Raw genomic sequence first — 19,350 nt, 5'->3', positions numbered from 1 at the left:
CCGGGAGCGTCGATCGCCCACGAGGTGGCCGGGTCACCAGGAAGCCGCTCAGCAGCGTGCTGTGGTCGGCCTTCCTCGACGGCCTGCTCCCCCGCCGTCGGCGCTGACGGCGGGACCGGGGCTCCCGCCGCGACCGGTCAGGGGGCGTGCCGGAAGCCGGTCACCCAGAGGCCGGGCAGCACCTCGCGGTCGCCGGTGGGCACGAAACCCAGCCGCTGGTAGAGCGCGCGGGCCGGCGCGTTGTCCCGGCCGGTGGCGACCACGGTCGGCCGGGCGCCGGCCGCGGCGAGGACGGCGGACACCAGCGCCGTCCCGATCCCCCGCCGCGCCGCCGACGCCGCCACGACCAGCCGGTGGACGTCGACCAGGTCGCCCTCGTCGGTCCAGGCCACCGCGCCGGCCAGCCGGCCGTCCGCGCGGGCCCCGGCCCAGCGCAGCGGCGCGGCGCGCAGCGCGGCCAGGTCCTCGTGCAGCGGCGGGATCCGGTCGTCTCCGAGCAGCGCGGCCTCGACCGCGTAGGCCTCCCGCTGCAGCCGCAGCAGGTCCGCGGCCAGCGCCGCGTCGCCGGCCGGGTCCAGCGGGACGACGGCCGTCACGGTGCGGCCGGCGCCGGCTCCTCCAGCGGCAGCCGCACCTGGAACCGGGTGTCGCCGGGCCGCGACTCCACCCGCAGGTCCCCGCCGTGCCGGTTGACCACGATCCGCCAGGAGACGTCCAGCCCCAGGCCGGTGCCCTGGCCGACCGGCTTGGTGGTGAAGAACGGCTCGAACACCCGGCGGCGCAGCTCGTCGGGGATGCCGGGCCCGGTGTCACCGATCTCGACCAGGGCGCAGTCGCCGTCCCGGGCCGTGCGCAGGGTCAGCGTCCCGGAGCCGGCCATGGCGTCGAGGGCGTTGTGGACCAGGTTGGTCCACACCTGGTTGAGCTCGCCGACGTAGGCCGGCACCCGGGGCAGCGACCGGTCGTAGTCGCGGACCACCGTGACCCCGGAGGCGATCTTGCCGCTCATCACGGTCAGCGTGGCGTCGAGCCCGGCGTGCAGGTCGGCGGCCTGGTGCGGGGCGCGGTCCATCTGCGAGTACTGCTTGGCGGCGTCCACGAGCGCGGAGATCCGGCCGGTGCTCTCGGCGATCTCGGCCACCAGCGTCTCGGTCTCGACGGTGTAGGCCAGCCACTGCAGCGCCGCGGGCAGGAAGGACGGCGTCACCGCGTCGGCGACGCGCTCGAGGTCCAGCGGCCCCAGGCCCGCCCCGACGAACACGCCGGCGAGGTCCCAGGCGCGCGCCACGTCGCGCTCCTCGAGCCACTCGCCGAGCTCGTCCTCCAGGTCCGCGCGCTCCACGGCGCCCATCTCGGCGGCCGGGCCGATCCGCGCGAGGAAGTCCTCCTGCAGCGTGGTGAGCGCGCCCAGCATGTCGCCGGGGATGTGCCCGTCCGACAGCAGCGCGAGCTTGTGCCGCATCCCGGCGATCCGCTCCCGCAGCGCCGCGGTGGCCCGCGCGGCGGCCGCGGCGGGGTTGTTCAGCTCGTGGGTGAGCCCCGCGGTCAGCTTGCCCAGCGCCAGCAGCCGCTCCCGCTGGCCGACCAGTTCCGCGGCGTTCCGGCTGCCGACGAACATGCCCTCCAGCAGGTGCACGGCCATCGGGTACCACTGCCGGAACACCGCGGCGAACGGCCCGGCCGGCAGCGCGAGGAACCGGCAGTCGGTGACCGCGCGGACCGTCGCCGGGTAGACCTGGGTGATCCGGTCGCCGGCGTAGAACTGCACGGCGCCGGAGTAGACGCCGCGGGAGTCGGTGCGCACCGTCTCGACCTCGTCGCCGCCGACCCGCCGGACCATGCTCATCGTCCCGGCGAGCAGCACGAAGAAGCACTCGGCGGGCTGGCCCTCGACCGACACCTCGGTGCCGGCCGGGCAGTCGACGACGTCGCCGTTCTCCGCCACCCAGGCCAGCTGCCCGGCGTTGAGGTCCTCGAACAGGAACAGCCCGCGCAGCTCCTCGGGCGCCAGGTGCGCCGGGGCCGGCCCCAGCGCGGAGGCGGTCACCGCTCCCCCAGGTAGCGGTGCACCAGCGTGACCGCCAGCGCGCCCTCGCCGACGGCCGAGGCGACCCGTTTGACCGAGTCGGCCCGCACGTCGCCGGCGACGAACACCCCCGGCACGCTGGACTCCAGCAGCCACGGGTCGCGGTCCAGCGCCCAGCCGCGGGGCCGGTCGCCGTCGGCCAGCAGCTCCGGGCCGGTCGGGATGAACCCGCGGTCGTCGCGGACCACCACGCCGTCCAGCCAGCCGGTGCGCGGCGCGCCGCCGATGAAGACGAACAGGTGGCTGGCCGGCACGGTCTCCCGGGCGCCGGTCCCCTCGTCCTGCAGCGTCAGCGACTCCAGGTGGTCGCTGCCGTGCGTCTCGACGACGGTGGTGCAGCAGCGCACGGTGATCTGCGGGATCTGGGCGATCTGCTCGATGAGGTAGTGGGACATCGACGCCTCCAGCGACGGCCCCCGCACGAGCATGGTGACCGACCGCGCGTGCCGGGCGAAGAAGACCGCGGCCTGCCCGGCGGAGTTGGCGCCGCCGACGATGAAGACGTCCTTGCCGGCGCACGAGGCCGCCTCGGTCAGCGCGGAGCCGTAGAAGACGCCGCGGCCGGTCAGGTCGTCGGCGCCGTCGACCCCGAGGCTGCGGTAGGAGACCCCGGTGGCCAGGACGACGGCGTGCGCGGCGATGCTGCCGCCGTCGGCGAACCGCAGCACCCGCTTGGGCCCGTGCGTCTCCAGCGCGACGACGTCGCGGGTCAGCAGCACCTCCGCGCCGAACTTGCCGGCCTGCCGGCGGGCCCGGTCGGCGAGCTGGCCGCCGGAGACGCCGTCGGGGAAGCCCAGGTAGTTCTCGATCCGGCTGCTCTGCCCGGCCTGCCCGCCGGTGGCCTCCCGCTCGACCAGCACGGTGCGCAGCCCCTCGGAGGCGCCGTACACCGCGGCCCCGAGCCCGGCCGGGCCGCCGCCGACCACGACCAGGTCGTAGAACTCCTCGCGGGCGTCGACGCTCAGGCCGACGACGGCGGCCAGCTCGGCGTCGCCCGGCGCGCGCAGCACCTGGCCCTCGGGGGTGACGACGACCGGGACGTCGTCCTCGCTCGCCCCGGCCGCCTCCAGCAGCCGCTGTCCCTCGGGCTCCTCGACGCTGAACCAGCGGTACGGGACGGCGTTGCGCGCGAGCAGGTCCCGCGCGCGGAAGGACGCCGGCGACCAGCGGTGGCCGACCAGCTTGACCTCCTGCGCGGCCGCCGCCGGGCTGGCCCGCCAGGCGTCGAGCATGGTGTCCACGACCGGGTAGAGCTTCTCCTCGGGCGGGTCCCACGGCTTGAGCAGGTAGGCGTCGACGTCGACCAGGTTGATCGCCGCGATGGCGGCGTCGGTGTCGGCGTAGGCGGTGAGCAGCGCGCGGCGGGCCCGCGGGAACAGGTCCATCGCCTGCTCGAGGAACTCGATGCCGTTCATCTGCGGCATGCGGTAGTCGGCCAGCAGCACGGCCACCGGCTCCCCGCGCAGCTTCAGCTCGCGCAGCGCCTCCATCGCCTCGGCGCCGGAGGACGCCCGCACGATGCGGCAGTCCTCGCCGAACCGGCGGCGGAGGTCCCGGGCGACCGCGCGCGAGACCTGGGGGTCGTCGTCGACGGAGAGCAGGACCGGGCGGTTCATCGGGGGCGGCCTCCTGGGACGTCGGAACAGGAGCGCCCGGCGGCGTCGGCGGGCGGTCCACGCTAGCCCGCTGCGGGCCTGCTCCGACAGGCTGTCGCACGACCGCCTCCGTCCCTACGGTGGCACCCGTGACCACGCCCGCGATCGACCCGTCCGTCCCGCCCAGCGGCCCCGGCTGCGTCGAGTGCGAGGCCTCCGCCGGCTGGTGGTTCCACCTGCGCCGGTGCGCCGCCTGCGGGCACGTCGGCTGCTGCGACTCCTCCCCCTCGCAGCACGCCCGCGCGCACGCCGCGCAGACCGGGCACCCGGTGATCCGCAGCTTCGAGCCCGGCGAGGACTGGTTCTGGGACTTCACCGCCGAGGCCCCGGTCCGCGGCGCCCCGCTCGCGCCGCCGCAGCACCACCCGCTGGACCAGCCGGCGCCCGGTCCGCGCGGCCGCGTCCCGGCGGACTGGCGGTCCCGGCTGCACTGAGCCGCGGCAACCGAGCGGCTGCACCGGGCGGAGCGGCATCCGTCGGCGTGGCCCGGGTAGGGACCCGCGCATGACCGTCACCGCGCAGATGCTCGCCACCCACCCGCACGCCGGCAGCGGACCGGCCGCCGACGCGCTCGTCGCCTGCATCGACGCCTGCATCCAGTGCGCGGAGGCCTGCACCGCCTGCGCCGACGTCTGCGCCGCCACCGCCCGGGTGCTCACCCGCCGGGCCGGTCACGACTCCAGCGTGGCGCGGGCGGTGCTCGAGGCGTGCGCGACCGCCTGCCGGGAGTGCGGCGACGAGTGCGCGCAGCACGCGGAGATGCACGAGCACTGCCGGGTCTGCGCCGAGGCATGCCGGCGCTGCGAGCAGGCCTGCCGCGACCTGCTGGCCGCGCTCGGCTGAGCGCCGGCGTCCCGGCCGCGTCGGCGGCGGACATCTCCACCCACACCTCCCGCGCGGCCGCCTGCAGCTGCGGCGCCCGGCCGGTCTCGGTGCGGGTGTGGACGTGGTACAGCGTCCGCCCGGTGACCAGCTGGAACGGGTGCTCGTCGTCGGGCAGCTCGTGCGGCGGCACGTACTCCGCCGCCGGAGGACCGCCCGCCCCCTCCGGGTTGAGCGCCCGGTACTCGCTCTCCTCGAACGGCGCCCCGGTGACCAGGTCGCGGCCGTAGCTCTCGCAGTGGTCGGGGTGGGCCAGGAACCGGCCGCCGGCGTACAGCCGCTCGGTGCCGTCGGGGGCGTCGTCGGCGACCGGCCACTGGACGCCGCTGCCGCCGCGCAGCCGGGCGTAGGACAGGCCCGTACGGCGTCCGCGTCCCCCAGGGCTCGGCGATCCGGTCGGTGCGGGGCATGGCCGGCTCCGCTCAGCGCAGCCGGACGGGGCCGGCGTCGATCGGCGTCCGGAACAGCACGTAGGGCCTGCGCCGCTCGTCCCTGCCCCCGCGGTACCTGGCCTGCCGGTACAGCTGGTTGGCGGTGACGTAGAGGAAGCCGGCGGCGACCGACATGGTGTCGGGCCACAGCAGCCGCGGGTCGGACACGACGGTCTCCCAGCTGCCGTCGGGCAGCCGCCGGTGCACGGCGTCGTGCTCGCCGTCGGTCACGTAGAGGCGGCCGGCGTCGTCGGTCTCCAGCCCGTCGCTGACGCAGCCCTTGTCGCCCTCGTCGCGGACGGTGGCGGCCACGGCGTCGTCGTCGGCCGACCGGTCGGCCAGCGCGTCGACCGACACGCTGTACCAGCGCCGGCCGGCCATGGGGCAGTAGAAGAGCCGGTCGCCGTCGGCGGAGATCGCGATCCCGTCGGCGCCCATGCAGATGGGCGACGTCGTCCCGTCCTCGGCGCGCTCGGTGAACTCCTGGCCCTCGACCACCATGCGCAGGTCCGGCGGCGGCACCGCCTTCGTGCTCGGGTGCTCGTGCAGCCGCCGCCACGACGCCCCCGACGCCAGGTCGACGACGATGACCGCGTTGGGTCCGGAATCGGAGGAGTCGGTGATGAAGGCCGTCCCGGCCTCGCCGCGGCGCAGGTCGAACCGGACGTCGTTGAGGTAGGTGGTCGGGAGCGCGACGTCGGTCAGGAACAGGATCGTCTGCACCACCTCGTCGGTGCTCAGGTCGACGCAGACCAGCTTCGGCCCACCCGGCTCGGTCGGCTGGAACATCGGGCTGCCGGTGTCGAGCACCCAGAGCCGGTCCGCCGGGTCGACGACGACGCTCTGCACCGACACGAACCGCTCGGGGTCGGCGTCGCTCACGTTGTCGTTCTGCTGCTGGCTCGGGAAGGCGACCTCGCGGCCGTCCCGCACCTCGCCGACGGTGAAGCCCACGTCGTCGCCCCACTTCGGGTAGCAGACGAAGACCCGGCCGGTGTGCGAGACGGTGACGCCGGTGGGCATCGCGCCGGCAAAGGTGTGGACGACCTCGAGCCCGCCGAGGGTCTCGTGGGTGGCCGGTTCGGACGACGCCACGGAGCGGCTCCTCGCATCGGTGGGTGGGACGGGGGCTGCCGCCTCGGCTCGGCGGCGGACGGGCGCGCCGATCGGGCGGCCGGTGGTGCCCGGCCTACCCGGCGTCCCGCAGGTGCACGCGTCGATGGATGTGCGGCGCAACCGTCGTCACGGTCCCGGGCACGGCGGCTGCGCAGGGTGGCGAACGCGCGCTGCCGGCCCCGGTCATCGGGACGGATCCGTTCCGCAGGCGGGCGGGTCGGCGGGACCCGCACCTACCGTTCCCCGGGTCCGGGCGGTGCGTCCCGTTCCACCAGGAGCGGCCGGCCGGACGCCGCCGAACCGGCGGCCGGCAGCAGACCGGCCGCGGGACCGGGGACCCAACGCAGTCCCGGGGTGAAGCACGCGCGGCCACGACGGCCGCGGTGCCGGGCGACTTCCCGCCCGAACCCGTCAGCTAACCCGGTAGGCGGCCGTGGAAGAGAGGAACCCGCCGCCCCATGGCGCGCTCGCACGTCCCCGCCCGCCGGCTGCCCGGCACCCGCACGCTCCTCGTCCTCGCCGCCGCCGGCACCGTCGCGATCGCGCCGGCCCCCGCGCTGGGCGCGCCCGCGGACCCCGCCCCCGGCACCTCCGAGGAGGCCGCCGCGCTGCTGGCCGACCGGGCGCACGAGCTGGAGGTCGTCACCGAGCAGTTCAACGAGGCCCGCGAGCGGCTGCGCGCCGCCCAGGCCGACGCGACCCGCGCGGCCGACGCCGTCGCCGCCGCCGAGGCCGCGCTCGCCGGCGCCCGGGACCGCGTGCGCGAGGTCGCCCGCAGCGTCTGGACCGGCGACCGGCTGGGCTCGGTGGAGGCGATGCTGACCAGCGGCTCGGCCGACGAGCTGCTCGACCGGGTGGGCACGCTGCAGACGATCGCCGACCACAACAACGGCGTCCTCGACCAGGCGGTCGCCACCGACGACGCCGCCGCGGCCGCCCGCGCCGAGGCCGACGCCACCGCCGCGCAGGCGCAGGACCTGCTCGACGACGTGACCGCCCAGCAGGCCGGCCTGGAGGAGCAGGTCGCCGCGTTCCAGGCCGACTACGACCGGCTGCTCGCCGAGGAGCAGGCCGCCCGCGAGGCGGCCGAGCGTGCCGCCGCCGAGGCGGCGGCACGGGCGGCGGCCGAGCAGGCCGCCGCCGAGCAGGCCGCCGCGGAGCAGGCGGCGGAGGAGCAGGCCGCGGAGGACGCCGCGCCGGCACCCGCCCCGGCGCCGGTGCCGCAGGCACCCCGGCCCGCCCCCGCGTCCGCCGCTCCCCCGCCGGCGCCGGTCGCGGTGCGTGCGCCCGGGCCGGCCGCGCAGGTCGCGGTGGACACCGCGCTGGCCCAGCGCGGCGACCCCTACGTGTGGGCCGCGGCCGGACCGGACTCCTTCGACTGCTCGGGACTCACCTCGTTCGCCTACCGGGCGGCCGGGATCTCGCTGCCGCACTCCAGCCGGATGCAGTCGCAGATGGGGACGCCGGTGTCCCGGGCCGACCTGCAGCCCGGCGACCTGGTGTTCTTCTACAGCCCGGTCAGCCACGTCGGGATGTACATCGGCAACGGGCAGATGGTGCACGCCTCGACCTACGGGCAGCCGGTGAAGATCGCGCCGGTCGACTCGATGCCCGGCTACAACAGCGCCCGCCGCATCGTCTGAGCGCGGTCGGTCAGGGCAGGCCCGGCAGCAGCTTGTCCAGCGTGACCGGCAGGTCGCGCACCCGGATCCCGGTCGCCCGGTGCACGGCGTTGACCACCGCCGCCGCCGTCCCGACGATGCCGATCTCGCCGATGCCCTTGCTGCCCATCGCGTTGACGTACGGGTCGTGCTCGTCGAGCCAGTGCGCCTGCAGGTCGCCGACGTCGGCGTTCACGGTCACGTGGTACTCGGCCAGGTCGTGGTTGGCGACCTGGCCGATGCGGTCGTCCCAGACGCTGTTCTCGTGCAGCGCCATGGACAGGCCCATGGTCATCCCGCCCAGGAACTGCGAGCGCGCCGTCCGCGGGTTGACGATCCGGCCCGCCCCGAAGACGCCGTACAGCCGCGGCACCCGGATCTCGCCGGTGTCGGCGTGCACCCGCACCTCGGCGAACTGGGCGCCGAAGGCGTAGGCGGCGTGCGCGTCGTCCTTCGCCGCCTGGTCGACGTCCCCGGTGACCTCGTCGCCGTCGGCCGGCGAGCGGCCGTACTTGGTGCGGAACTCGCGCGCCGCCACCGTGAGCGCCGACCCCCACGTGTTGGTGCCGGAGGAGCCGCCGGCCACCGAGGCGATCGGGTAGCGGGTGTCGCCGATCCGCACGTCGACCTCGTCGGGGTCGACGCCGAGGGCGTCGGCGGTGATCTGCGGCAGCACCGTCCAGGCGCCGGTGCCGAGGTCGGCGGCGCCGATCTCGGCGACGTACCGGCCCTCGGCGTAGCGGATCCGCGCGGTGGACTTCGCCTGGCGCATTGTCGGGTAGACCGACGACGCCACGCCCGTGCCCACCAGCCAGGCGCCGTCGCGGTGCCGCGCCGGCGGCCGGCCGGCCCAGCCGAACCGCTGCGCGCCCTCGCGCAGGCACTGCACCAGGTTGCGGCTCGACCACGGCTTGCCGGTCTCCGGGTCGACCTCGGGCTCGTTGCGGATGCGCAGCTCGACCGGGTCGATGCCCAGCCGCTCGGCCAGCTCGTCCATCGCGACCTCGGGACCGAACATGCCCGGGCACTCCCCCGGCGCGCGCATCCACGAGGGCACGGGCACGTCGAGCGGGGCCAGCCGGTGCGTCGTCCGCCGGTTGGGTGCGGCGTACATCATCCGGGTGGGGACGCCGGTCTGCTCCGCGTACTCCTTGATCCGCGAGGTCTGCTCGACCACGTCGATCGCGATGGCCCGCAGCCGGCCGGTGCGGTCGGCGGCCAGCTGCATCCGCTGGATGGTCGGCGTCCGGTAGCCGACGAGGGAGAACATCTGCTGCCGGGTCAGGCCGAGCTTGACCGGCCGGCCGGGCAGCGCGCGGGCGGCCATCGCGGCGAGGAAGACGTGCGCGTGCGGGGTGCCCTTGGAGCCGAACCCGCCGCCGACGTACGGGCAGACGACCCGGACCTGCTCCTGCTCGAGGCCGAACACCTCGCACACCGCGGCCCGGTCGGGGTGCACGCCCTGGGTGGAGTCCCACAGGGTCAGCGGGACCTCGGCGGCCGGGTCCCACAGCGCAGTCGTCGCGTGCGGCTCGAGCGGGTTGTTGTGGTACATCGCCGTCGAGTAGGTCTCCTCGACCGTCACGTGCGCGGTCGCCATCGCGGCGGTGACGTCGCCCTCGGCGGTGTCGGTCTCGTGACCCGCGTTCACCTGCTCCGGCGCGTACAGCTCGGGGTGGTCCTCCCGGAGGGTGCTGTCGTGCGGCTGCTCGGCGTAGGTCACCCGGACGGCGTCGGCGGCCTGCCGGGCCAGCTCCGAGGTCTCGGCGACCACGAGGGCGACGACCTGCCCGCGGAAGGCGACCTCGTCGCCCTGCAGGACGGCGAACTCGCGGTCGTCGGTGGAGGCCAGCCGCTCGGCGTTCTCGTGGGTGAGGACGGTCAGCACCCCGTCGAGCGCCTCGGCGGCCGCGGTGTCGACGGCGGTGACCCGGCCCCGGGCGACGGTGGCCTGCACCGGGTGGACGAACGCCGGGTGCTCGACCGGCGTCTCGATGGCGTAGGTCGCGGTGCCGCGCACCTTGGCCTCGCCGTCGCGGCGGACGGTGTCGCGGCCGATCGCGCGGGGCTCCAGCAGCTCGGTCATGCGGCCACCTCCGGGGTGAGGTCGCGGACGGTGGCGACGACGGTGCGGGTCACCAGCGGGATCTTGAAGCCGTTGCCGCCGTCCACCCCGGGCTGGGGCTGGGCGCTGGTCAGCTCGACCTCCATGGCGTGCCGGACCCTGTCCTCGGTGAGCGGGCCGCCGGCCTGGACCTCCTCCGCCCGGGCCGCCCGCCACGGCCTGTGCGCCACCCCGCCGAGGGCGATCCGGACGTCGTCGCCGGCGATCACGGCGGCGACCGACACCAGCGCGAACGCGTAGGAGGCCCGGTCGCGGACCTTGCGGTAGGCCGAGCGGGCGCCGGCCGGCAGCGGGGGCAGGTCGATGGCCGTGATCAGCTCGCCGTGCTCGAGGACGGTGTCGCGGGAGGGGTCGTCGCCGGGCAGCCGGTGCAGCTCGGCGAACGGGATCGTGCGGGCCCCGGCCGGGCCGAGCACCTGCACCTGCGCGTCGAGGACGGCCAGCGCGACCGCCATGTCCGACGGGTGGGTGGCGATGCAGGTGGCCGGGTCGCCCGCGTCCGGCAGGGCGGCGGGCACGCCGAGGACGGCGTGGTAGCGGGTGTAGCCGCCGACGGCCGAGCAGCCGCTGCCGGGCTCCCGCTTGTTGCACGGGGTGCTGACGTCCTGGAAGTACACGCACCGGGTGCGCTGCAGCGGGTTGCCGCCGGTGGTGGCGAGGTTGCGCAGCTGCCCGGTCGCCCCGGCGAGCAGCGCCTGGGCCAGGACCGGGTACCGCTCGCGCACCCGGCGGTCGGCGGCCAGCTCGCTGTTGGTGACGGCGGCGCCGATGCGCAGGCCGCCGTCGGCGGTGTCGGTGACCTCGCGGCTGGTCAGCCGGCGGACGTCGACGACGAGGTCGGGGCGGGCGACGCCGAGCTTGAGGTGGTCGACGAGGTTGGTGCCACCGGCCAGGAAGACCGCACCCGGCTGCGCGGCGACGGTGCGCACGGCCTCGGCCTCGTCGGCCGGCCGGGCGAAGGCGAAGGGCTTCACGCCTGCACGCCCCCCGCCTGCTGCACGGCCGGGACGATGTTCGCGTAGGCGCCGCAGCGGCAGAGGTTGCCGCTCATCCGCTCGGCGACCTCGTCGTGGGTGAGCTCGGGATCGGCGGTGAGGTCCTCGCCGACGTGGCTCGGCCAGCCGCGGCGGACCTCGTCGAGCAGGCCGACGGCGGAGCAGACCTGGCCCGGCGTGCAGTAGCCGCACTGGAGGGCGTCCCGGTCGAGGAACGCCTGCTGCACCGGGTGCAGCCCGTCGTCGCCGGCGAGGCCGTCGGCGGTGGTGACCTCGGCGCCGTCGTGCGCGACGGCCAGCGCCAGGCAGCTGAGCGCCCGGTCGCCGTCCAGCAGCACGGTGCAGGCGCCGCACTGGCCGTGGTCGCAGCCCTTCTTCGGGCTGGTGTTGCCCAGCCGCTCGCGCAGCGCATCGAGCAGCGTCGTGCGGGTGTCGACGGTCAAACGGTGCTGCTGGCCGTCGACGGTCAGGGAGATCTCGGCATCCGTGCCGGCTGGCTGCATGGCGCCGCAGGTGCCCGCTGCTCACGGCGTGGCAAACCCGTGGGCAGGCGCGTCGCTCCTGCCCACCGCGGGCCGGACAGGACCGGACCCGTGGGTCACCCAGGTCGCCCTCGATCCGTCCTGATCTCCGGGCGGGACGTTTGCCCGCGGAGGCGGGCGCGCATGGTCGGACGGTGACAGCGGCAGACGAGGAGGACGCGCCGCCGGTCGGGTTCCGGCCGGTCCACGGCGACCGGCCGGTGGTGGAGAGCGTGGGTGAGGCGCTGCTCGGCTCGCTGCTCGACCGGGCCCACCTGAGCCCGCCGCGGCTGGTCGGGCCGCTGGTGGCGCAGGAGGTCCGGGCGGCCGGAGGCAGCGACGTCGCGATCTTCCTGCAGGACTACGACCAGCGGCACCTGCAGCCCCTGGAGGGCGAGGGCCTCACCGGCGAGCGGACGCCGATCGACGGCAGCCCGGCCGGCCGCGCCTTCGCCACCGACGAACCGGTCGAGCACCGGCAGCCCGACGGGTCGGTGCGGTTGTTCCTCCCGATGCTCGACGGCTCGGCGCGCGTCGGGGTGCTGTCGCTGCGGCTGCCCGCGGTGAACGCCGCCGACCGGACGCTGGCCTTGCGGCTGGCGGGCCTGGTGGCCGACCTCGTCGTCACGAAGGCCGAGTACACCGACACCTTCGCCCGGGCCCGCACCGCCGAGCCGATGACGCTGGCCGCACAGCTGCAGTGGGCGACGCTGCCGCCGCTGTCGATGACCACGCCCGACGTCGACCTCGCGGGGATCCTCGAACCGGCCTACTCCGTCGGCGGCGACGCGTACGACTTCGCGCTCAACGAGCACGTGCTCGACGTCGGCGTCTTCGACGCGATGGGCCATGGCCTGGACGCGGCCACGATGGCCACGGTGGTGATCGCCGCCTACCGGCACGGCCGGCGCGGCGGCGGTGGGGGCGGCGAGCTGCCCGAGCTGTACGCCGCGATGGACCGCGTCGTCCGGACGTCGTTCCCCGGCCGGTTCGCCACCGCGCAGATCGCCCGCCTCGACAGCGAGACGGGCGAGCTGACCTGGGTCAACGCCGGCCACCCCGCACCGCTGTGGGTGCGCGGCGGCCGGGTGGTCGACGAGCTCACCGGGCAGGTGTCGCGGCCGCTGGGCCTGGCCGACGCGCCGCCGCGGGTGGAGTCCGTGCGGCTGGAGCCCGGCGACCGCGTGCTCTTCTTCACCGACGGCGTCGTCGAGGAGCGGCTCGACGACGGCGAGCAGTTCGGCGAGGCCCGGCTGCGCGAGCTGATCGAGGCGACGACGACCGAGGGGCTGTCGGCCGCCGAGTCGGTACGGCGCCTCTCGCACGCCCTCATGGCCGCCCGCGCCGGCCGCACCAGCGACGACGCCTCGCTGCTGCTCGTCGAGTGGCAGCGGCCCCCGCGCGACGACGAGCTGGCCCCCGACGTCCCCGAGGCCAGCCCGACCGACGAGGGCGGCGGTTGAGCCCGCCCGCGCGCGTGTCACCGGCGGGCGGGGGTACGCGCACGCCATGGCCAACGAGACACCGAACACCCCCGGACTGAGCGAGACCGAGCTGCGGGAGGCGAAGGTCGACGAGCTCCGCGACCGGGCGAAGGACGCCGGGATCGAGGGCACGTCGTCGATGAAGAAGGAGGAGCTGGTCGCCGCGCTGTCCGAGCAGGCCCGCGGCGGCGGGGCGGGTGGGTCGGACGGCGGGTCGGACGGCGGGTCGGGCGGCGGCTCGGGCGCCGGGGAGCCCGGCGACGCCGGGCCCGACGGCGGGCACCTGCGCACCGGCGAGCAGACGTCGAGGTCGCTGAAGTACTCGCAGGAGGTCACCTCGCCCGACGAGGACCCGGAGCGCCCCGGCCGCAGCCTGGCGACGACCAGCCACGAGGTGATCCGTCAGTGGGCCGAGGAGCGCGGCGGCGAGCCTGCGACCGTCCCGGGCACCGAGCACGGCGACCACCTCGGCGTGCTGCGCCTGGACTTCGGCGGCGACGACGACGGCCTGCGCAAGGTCGGCTGGGAGGAGTGGTTCGCCACCTTCGACGCCCGCGAGCTGAACTTCATCTACCAGGAGGAGCGCAAGGACGGGCACCAGAGCACGTTCTTCCGCCTGGAGAGCCCGCACCGCGAGGACGGCTGACCGCACCGGGGGCAGGCTGACCGGCGTGCCCCCGCTGCCCCTGCCCCCGGTCCCGGCCCGCGTCGTCGCCGCCCCGATGGCCGGTGGCCCGTCCACCGTGGCGCTGGCCGCGGCCGTCGGGGGCGCCGGGGGGCTGGGCTCCCTCGCCGCCGGATACCGCACGGCCGATCAGGTGGCCGAGCAGGTCGTCCAGCTGCGGGCCGCCTCCCCGGCACCGTTCGGCGTGAACGTCTTCAGCCCGGTGGCGGCCGACGCCGCCGAGGCCGCCCGCGTCCCGGCGTACGCGCGGCTGCTCGAGCCGCGGGCGGCGGCGCTGGGCGCCCGGCTGGGCGAGCCGGTGCACACCGACGACGAGCACGCCGCCAAGGTCGCCGTCCTCGCCGAGCTGCGCCCGGCCGTCGTCTCCTTCGCCTTCGGCGTGCCGCCCGCGGCGTCGGTCGAGGCGCTGCACGCGGCGGGCGTGCCCGTCTGGCTGACGGTCACCTCCCCCGAGGACGCCGTCGCGGCGACCGCGGCCGGCGCCGACGCCCTGGTCGTGCAGGGCTGGGAGGCCGGCGGTCACCGCGGCGGCGGGTCCGACGCCGAGCCGGAGCAGCTGGGGCTGCTGCCGCTGCTCGCCCTGGTCCGCCGGGTGAGCGACCTGCCGCTCGTCGCGGCCGGCGGGATCGCCGACGGCCGCGGCGTGGCCGCCGTCCTCGCGGCCGGCGCGTCGCTGGCCCAGCTGGGGACGGCGTTCCTGCGCTGCCCGGAGGCCGGGACGGCGCCGGCGCACGCCGCCGCCCTCGCGGAGGACCGGCCGACCACGGTGACGCGCGTGTTCACCGGCCGCCGCGCCCGCGCGCTGGTCAACCGGGCGACGGCGGAGCTGCCCGCCGACGCGCCGGCCGCCTATCCCGAGGTGCACGCGCTGACCCAGCCGCTGCGGGCGGCGGCACGGGCGGCCGGGGACGCCGGGGAGCTGCACCTGTGGGCCGGGCAGGCGCACCGGCTCGCCGAGGAGCTGCCGGCCGGCGAGCTGGTCGCCCGGCTGGCCGCCGAGGCGCGGGACGCGCTGGCCGCCGCCCGGTTCTGATCAGGCGAGCGGGCGCAGCGCCTCGGCCAGCGGGGTGGTGGGGCGGCCGGAGAGGCGGGAGAGGTCGCCGGTGGTCGAGTCCAGGGCGCCCTCGGCGATCGCGGCGTCCATCCCGGCGACGAACTGCGCGGTGGGCTCGTCGAGGCCGACCGCGGTGAGCGCGGCGACGTGCTCGTCGGTGGTCAGCCGCCGGTAGGTGACCTCGCGGCCGAGCACCTCCGCGGCCGCGGTGGCGAGCTCGTCGAAGCTCCAGGCGGTGTCCCCGGACAGCTCGTACACCCGCCCCTCGTGCCCGTCTCCGGCCAGTACCGCGGCCGCCGCGGCGGCGTAGTCGGCCCGGGTCGCGCTGGCCACCCGGCCGTCGCCGGCGCTGGCCGAGACGGCGCCGGTCGCGGCCGCCTCCTGCAGCGCCTGGGCGTAGTTCTCGGTGTACCAGCCGTTGCGCAGCAGCACGAAGGGCACGCCGCTCGACCGCACGTCGGCCTCGGTCTGCCGGTGCGTCTCGGCGAGGGCCAGCGGGCTGTCGTCGGCACGGAGGATGCTCGTGTAGCCGACCAGGGCGACCCCGGCCCGGGCGGCGGCGGCCAGCACGGTCCGGTGCTGCTCCACGCGGGCGACCGGGTCGTTGCCGGAGACGAGCAGCAGCCGGTCGCCCGCGCCGAGGACGGCGTCCAGGGTCGCCGGGTCGTCGTAGTCGATCCGCGCCACGCGGACCCCGCGGCCGGCCAGGCCGGTCAGCTCCTCGACGCGGCGGCCGCCGGCGACGACGTCCTCCGCCGGGACGCCGCGGGCCAGCAGCTCCTCCACGACGAGGCGGCCCAGGTGTCCGGTGGCCCCGGTGACGACGATCGACATGTGCTTCCTCCAGCAGTTGCGCGGGCGCCCCGCGGGCGCCCCTGACGGCCGCAACCCGGCTCCTCCGGGAGTTGTTCCAACCTTCAACCACCTGTGTCCCCCACGGCGACGTGGCACTTCTGCCCCGGGGCGGAGTGGCGAGATCGTGCTGGCCGAGGTGGCGTCAACCCGGGGTTGACGGCCCCACTGCCGTCAACCTAGCGTTGACGCATGACGTCTCCCGTGCAGGTCCCGGTCCGGCTCGACGACCTCATCGACGCGATCCGCCGGGTCCACACCGACCCGCTGGAGCAGCTCTCCGACGCGGTGCTCGTCGCCGACCACATCGGCGAGGTCGCCGACTCCCTCATCGGCCACTTCGTGGACCAGGCCCGCCGGCGGGGCGCCTCGTGGACCGAGATCGGCCGCAGCATGGGGGTCACGAAGCAGGCCGCCCAGAAGCGTTTCGTCGGCCGTGCCGACAAGCCGATGGACCCGCAGGAGGGCTTCAGCCGGTTCACCCCGCGGGCCCGCGACGTCGTCGTCGCCGCGCAGGAGGAGGCGCGCGCCGCGGGGGCGGTCCAGGTCTCCCCCGCCCACCTGGTGCTGGGGCTGGTGCGCGACCCCGACGGCATCGGCGCCCGCGTGGTCGCGGCGCACGCCCGCTCCCTGGACCGGGTCCGGGAGGCAGCCGCCGCGACACTGCCGCCGGCGTCCGGCGCGCCGGTCCCGGCCCTCATCCCCTTCGACGACGCCACCAAGGCCGTCCTCGAGGGCACCTTCCGCACCGCGCTGCGGATGGGTCACGACCACGTGGGGACCGAGCACCTGCTGCTCGCGCTCCTGGAGCAGGAGGCCGGCGAGGGACTGCTCACCGGCCTCGGCGTCGACGCGGCCCGCGCGGAGGAGGAGATCGCGACCGCGCTGCGCGCCGCCGCGGAGTGCGCCCGCCCCTGAGCGTCAGGCCCGGCCGGCGGACCGGCTGTGGAAGTCGCCGCGGCCGGTGTCCTTCCGCCAGTCGGCGAACGACTCGCCGGTGAGCTCCTCGAGCAGCGCGATGTCGTCGAGCAGCGGCTCGAGGACCTCCCGGCGCACCTCGACCGGCATCGCCGGGCGGGGCACCCGGCCGGCGTGCAGCGCCGCCAGCAGCGGCCGGCTGACCTGCCGCCACACCTGCGGCGGCGCGTAGGCGCCTAGCGCCGCGCCGGCCCGGGCGACCCGGGCCAGGGCCCGGTACCGCGGGGTGTCGGCCACCGAGGGCTTGACGTTCTCCGGGGCGACCGTGTGCGCCACCCCGGGCTCGACGCCGAGGAACCGGCTGACCCGGTCCAGGGTGTCGCGCGGGGTGTCGACCAGCTCGCGGTAGCGCAGCAGCAGGACCTGCTCGCGGGGCACGTGCCGGTACAGGTCGCGCAGCTGCTCGCCGTAGCGGGACAGCCCCCGGTAGTGCCAGAACGGCGCCCAGCCCGCCGCGATCCGCTCCTCCTCGCGCCGGACGGCGGCCAGGAAGTCAGGCTCGGGCTCCAGGCCGTCGGCGCGCAGGTGGACCCAGTTGCTGTGGGCCCGGTCGACCGGGTCGCGCACGACCACCACCACCCTGACGGCCGGGACGTCGGCGGCCAGCCGGGCCTGCGCGGCCCGGTCGTAGAGGTAGAAGGGCGTGCTCTCCCCCGCCACCGCGCCGTCCGGCGCCCCGGCGAACAGCGCGAGGTACTCGTCGCGGCGCCAGACCCACTCGCGGGCGCTGTGCGCGTCGCCGGGGCCGCGCTGGCCGCTGCGCGGCGGCGGCCGGCCCTCGGTCAGGTAGTACTTCGGCTCCTTGACCGGGGAGAGGTACAGCCGCGGGTGGGTCGCCAGCGCCGCGTGCAGCGCCGTCGTCCCGGCCTTGGGGGCGCCGGCGATGACGAAGTCGGGCAGCCGGCCGGCCGGTGCGCTCATCGGGTCCCTCCAGGGAGTCGTCGGACGGGGCGCCGTCGCGTGGGGTGTAGACACGCCCGGTGACCGCCATCCCCCCGCGCACCCCCGCACCGCGACCGCCCGACCCGGCCCGCCTCTGGGCCGACGCCGAGGTGGTCGTGGAGCCGGAGGACGCCCGGCCGGGGTCGTGGGCGGGCGGGCCGTCGGCGCAGCTGGTCGACGGCACGTGGTGGCTGGCCTACCGGCTGCGCCGGCCGGTGGGCGAGGGACGCGGCTTCGGCAACGTGCTGGCCCGCTCCGACGACGGCGTGCGCTTCGAGCCGGTGGCCGCCCTGGGCAAGGACCGGTTCGGCGCCGAGTCGCTCGAGCGCCCCGCGCTGGTGCGCACCCCCGAGGGCCGGTGGCGGCTCTACGTCAGCTGCGCCACGCCGGGGACGAAGCACTGGCGGGTCGACCTGCTGGAGGCCGCCACCGTCGAGGGGCTGGCCACCGCGGAACCCAGGACGGTGCTGCCGGGCAGCGACGCCGAGGCGGTCAAGGACCCCGTGGTGCGGTTCGACGGCACGCAGTGGCACCTGTGGGCCTCGGTGCACCCGCTGGACGACCCCGGCGCGACCGACCGGATGACCACCGAGCACGCCACCAGCCCCGACGGCGTCGCGTGGACGTGGCGGGGCACCGCGCTGGCCGGCACCGAGGGGAGCTGGGACGCCCGCGGGGTGCGGTTCACCGTCGTCGTCCTGGACGGATCGCGCACCTGGGCGCTCTACGACGGCCGGGCCACCGCGGAGGAGAACTGGGAGGAGCGGACCGGGCTGGCCGTGCACGACGGCGGGCTCGGCTTCCGGGCCGCCGACGACGGGCCGTACCTGCAGAGCCCGCACCCGCCCGGCGGCCTGCGCTACGCCGACGTCGTCGCGCTGCCCGGCGGCGGGGCGCGGTGGTTCTACGAGGCGACGCGCGCCGACGGGGCGCACGAGCTGCGCACCGTCGTCCTGCCCGGCTGAGTCCTGGAGCCGGCGGGCCCCGGCGACGACCGGAGGCCCGGCCGGGCGGCCGGGGACAGCGGTGGACACGGGCCTCCTGCCGGTCGGGTGCGCTGCCGACCCTGACAGGGACCGCCATACCCGTCAAATCCCATCGGGATGGTCGGGAATGGCGTCCAGGGATCAGGCGGCCCGGATCGCCGACACGTCGAACTCGATCTGGATGCGGTCGCTGACCAGCACGCCGCCGGTGTCCAGCGGCGTGTTCCAGGTCAGGCCCCACTCGCTGCGCTTGATCGCCAACGCGCCCTCGAAGCCCACCCGCGCGTTGCCGAACGGGTCCAGCGCGGACCCGGTGAGGGTGAAGTCCACGGTCACCGGCCGGGTGACGTCGCGGATGCTGAGGTCCCCGGTCACCCGGTAGACGTCGTCGTCGACCTGCTCCACGGCCGTCGAGGCGAAGACGATCGCCGGGTAGGTCTCCACGTCGAGGAAGTCCGGGGAGCGCAGGTGCGCGTCGCGGTCGGGCTGGCCGGTGTCGACGCTGGCGGTGGCGATCCGCAGGGTGACCCGGCTGGCGGGGGGATGGGCGACGTCGAGGTGCGCCTCCCCCTCGAAGTCGCGGAACGAGCCCCGCACGGTGGTGACCATCGCGTGCCGCGCGCGGATGCCGATGCGGGTGTGCGCGGCGTCGACGACGTAGTCGCCGGTCACGTCGGTCAACGCGGTGGTCGCCGCGTCGAAGTCGCTGGGGTCCGCGTCGGAGGCGCGGTGCTTGGCCACGGTCGTCGTCCCTCCCACTGGTCGCCCCATCCTCCCCGATGGGGCCCCGCGCGCATCTCCGGGGTGCGCCGGCCGCGGTTGCCGCGTCCCTCCGGTGGGCAGTCAGGGTGGGCGCCCCGGGTGAGCAGCCACCCCGGACGGCGCCTCCCCGCACCG

General features: G+C 76.4%; 18 protein-coding genes, 1 pseudogene and 1 riboswitch. Of the genes and pseudogenes, 8 read left to right on the top strand and 11 right to left on the bottom strand.

The annotated features are described in order from the left end of the window. Positions 1 to 137: 137 nt before the first annotated feature. Genes ACI79F_RS09105 through ACI79F_RS09095 form a run of 3 tightly spaced genes read right to left on the bottom strand, consistent with a single transcriptional unit; the run spans position 138 to position 3,702 of the window. Positions 138 to 596 (bottom strand): GNAT family N-acetyltransferase, encoded by a 459-nt coding sequence (locus ACI79F_RS09105; RefSeq protein WP_456545908.1) that lies wholly within the window; start codon positions 594 to 596, stop codon positions 138 to 140. Then, the gene (locus ACI79F_RS09100; protein WP_456545909.1) at positions 593 to 2,047 is read right to left on the bottom strand and encodes an ATP-binding protein; all 1,455 of its coding nucleotides are present in this window, start codon (positions 2,045 to 2,047) and stop codon (positions 593 to 595) included. The genes ACI79F_RS09105 and ACI79F_RS09100 overlap by 4 nt, the downstream gene beginning before the upstream one ends. Further along, positions 2,044 to 3,702: an FAD-dependent oxidoreductase gene (locus tag ACI79F_RS09095; protein ID WP_456545910.1), complete on the bottom strand. Its 1,659-nt coding sequence runs from the start codon at positions 3,700 to 3,702 to the stop codon at positions 2,044 to 2,046. The genes ACI79F_RS09100 and ACI79F_RS09095 overlap by 4 nt, the downstream gene beginning before the upstream one ends. 128 nt (positions 3,703 to 3,830) lie before the next feature. Here ACI79F_RS09095 and ACI79F_RS09090 point away from each other — a divergent pair, with 128 nt between their 5' ends. Continuing rightward, positions 3,831 to 4,175: a UBP-type zinc finger domain-containing protein gene (locus ACI79F_RS09090; protein WP_456545911.1), complete on the top strand. Its 345-nt coding sequence runs from the start codon at positions 3,831 to 3,833 to the stop codon at positions 4,173 to 4,175. A gap of 70 nt (positions 4,176 to 4,245) precedes the next feature. Beyond that, a complete protein-coding gene (locus ACI79F_RS09085) occupies positions 4,246 to 4,584 on the top strand; it encodes a four-helix bundle copper-binding protein (protein WP_456545912.1) in 339 nt (112 codons plus the stop codon). Between the two features lie 25 nt (positions 4,585 to 4,609). Here ACI79F_RS09085 and ACI79F_RS09080 read toward each other — a convergent pair. Next, positions 4,610 to 4,756 (bottom strand): annotated as a pseudogene (locus ACI79F_RS09080) (molybdopterin oxidoreductase family protein); the annotation flags it as partial. A 289-nt stretch (positions 4,757 to 5,045) separates the two neighbouring features. Continuing rightward, on the bottom strand, positions 5,046 to 6,149 hold the full coding sequence (locus tag ACI79F_RS09075; RefSeq protein ID WP_456545913.1) for an L-dopachrome tautomerase-related protein: 1,104 nt from the start codon (positions 6,147 to 6,149) through the stop codon (positions 5,046 to 5,048). A gap of 350 nt (positions 6,150 to 6,499) precedes the next feature. Further along, positions 6,500 to 6,595: riboswitch (cyclic di-AMP (ydaO/yuaA leader) on the top strand. Between the two features lie 33 nt (positions 6,596 to 6,628). Here ACI79F_RS09075 and ACI79F_RS09070 point away from each other — a divergent pair. Then, a complete protein-coding gene (locus ACI79F_RS09070) occupies positions 6,629 to 7,813 on the top strand; it encodes a C40 family peptidase (protein WP_456545914.1) in 1,185 nt (394 codons plus the stop codon). A gap of 10 nt (positions 7,814 to 7,823) precedes the next feature. Here the strand turns inward: ACI79F_RS09070 and ACI79F_RS09065 are convergent, their stop codons facing one another. From ACI79F_RS09065 to ACI79F_RS09055, 3 genes are read right to left on the bottom strand one after another with little or no spacing between them, the layout of a single operon-like run. Continuing rightward, the gene (locus ACI79F_RS09065) at positions 7,824 to 9,917 is read right to left on the bottom strand and encodes a xanthine dehydrogenase family protein molybdopterin-binding subunit (protein ID WP_456545915.1); all 2,094 of its coding nucleotides are present in this window, start codon (positions 9,915 to 9,917) and stop codon (positions 7,824 to 7,826) included. After that, complete coding sequence (locus ACI79F_RS09060) at positions 9,914 to 10,930, bottom strand: FAD binding domain-containing protein (RefSeq protein ID WP_456545916.1); 1,017 nt, start codon at positions 10,928 to 10,930, stop codon at positions 9,914 to 9,916. The genes ACI79F_RS09065 and ACI79F_RS09060 overlap by 4 nt, the downstream gene beginning before the upstream one ends. Next, positions 10,927 to 11,454, bottom strand: a complete 528-nt coding sequence (locus tag ACI79F_RS09055) for a 2Fe-2S iron-sulfur cluster-binding protein (protein ID WP_456545917.1) — start codon at positions 11,452 to 11,454, stop codon at positions 10,927 to 10,929. The genes ACI79F_RS09060 and ACI79F_RS09055 overlap by 4 nt, the downstream gene beginning before the upstream one ends. A 173-nt stretch (positions 11,455 to 11,627) precedes the next feature. Here ACI79F_RS09055 and ACI79F_RS09050 point away from each other — a divergent pair, with 173 nt between their 5' ends. Genes ACI79F_RS09050 through ACI79F_RS09040 form a run of 3 tightly spaced genes read left to right on the top strand, consistent with a single transcriptional unit; the run spans position 11,628 to position 14,674 of the window. Continuing rightward, positions 11,628 to 12,935 (top strand): PP2C family protein-serine/threonine phosphatase, encoded by a 1,308-nt coding sequence (locus ACI79F_RS09050; RefSeq protein ID WP_456545918.1) that lies wholly within the window; start codon positions 11,628 to 11,630, stop codon positions 12,933 to 12,935. A 46-nt stretch (positions 12,936 to 12,981) separates the two neighbouring features. Next, positions 12,982 to 13,602 carry a Rho termination factor N-terminal domain-containing protein gene (locus tag ACI79F_RS09045; protein WP_456545919.1) on the top strand — a complete coding sequence of 207 codons (621 nt, stop codon included), beginning with the start codon at positions 12,982 to 12,984 and terminating at the stop codon, positions 13,600 to 13,602. A gap of 25 nt (positions 13,603 to 13,627) precedes the next feature. Beyond that, complete coding sequence (locus ACI79F_RS09040) at positions 13,628 to 14,674, top strand: nitronate monooxygenase (protein WP_456545920.1); 1,047 nt, start codon at positions 13,628 to 13,630, stop codon at positions 14,672 to 14,674. On the opposite strand, the gene ACI79F_RS09035 is transcribed toward ACI79F_RS09040, so the two are convergent. Continuing rightward, positions 14,675 to 15,529 (bottom strand): NmrA family NAD(P)-binding protein, encoded by an 855-nt coding sequence (locus tag ACI79F_RS09035; RefSeq protein ID WP_456545921.1) that lies wholly within the window; start codon positions 15,527 to 15,529, stop codon positions 14,675 to 14,677. Positions 15,530 to 15,739: 210 nt separating this feature from the next. Here ACI79F_RS09035 and ACI79F_RS09030 point away from each other — a divergent pair, with 210 nt between their 5' ends. Next, complete coding sequence (locus ACI79F_RS09030; protein WP_456545922.1) at positions 15,740 to 16,465, top strand: Clp protease N-terminal domain-containing protein; 726 nt, start codon at positions 15,740 to 15,742, stop codon at positions 16,463 to 16,465. 3 nt (positions 16,466 to 16,468) lie between these two features. Here ACI79F_RS09030 and ACI79F_RS09025 read toward each other — a convergent pair whose 3' ends face one another. Then, positions 16,469 to 17,446 (bottom strand): sulfotransferase, encoded by a 978-nt coding sequence (locus ACI79F_RS09025; protein WP_456545923.1) that lies wholly within the window; start codon positions 17,444 to 17,446, stop codon positions 16,469 to 16,471. A gap of 59 nt (positions 17,447 to 17,505) precedes the next feature. On the opposite strand from ACI79F_RS09025, the gene ACI79F_RS09020 reads away from it, so the two are divergent. After that, positions 17,506 to 18,432 carry a hypothetical protein gene (locus ACI79F_RS09020; protein WP_456545924.1) on the top strand — a complete coding sequence of 309 codons (927 nt, stop codon included), beginning with the start codon at positions 17,506 to 17,508 and terminating at the stop codon, positions 18,430 to 18,432. 162 nt (positions 18,433 to 18,594) lie between these two features. Here the strand turns inward: ACI79F_RS09020 and ACI79F_RS09015 are convergent, their stop codons facing one another. Then, positions 18,595 to 19,212, bottom strand: coding sequence for a YceI family protein (locus ACI79F_RS09015; RefSeq protein ID WP_456545925.1), 618 nt, complete (start codon positions 19,210 to 19,212; stop codon positions 18,595 to 18,597). Positions 19,213 to 19,350 lie beyond the last annotated feature (138 nt).

The sequence above is a fragment of the Blastococcus sp. SYSU D00868 genome (assembly GCF_054050575.1).
The sequence above is the reverse complement of the archived record's forward strand: the minus strand, read 5'-3'. Positions and strand labels throughout refer to the sequence as shown.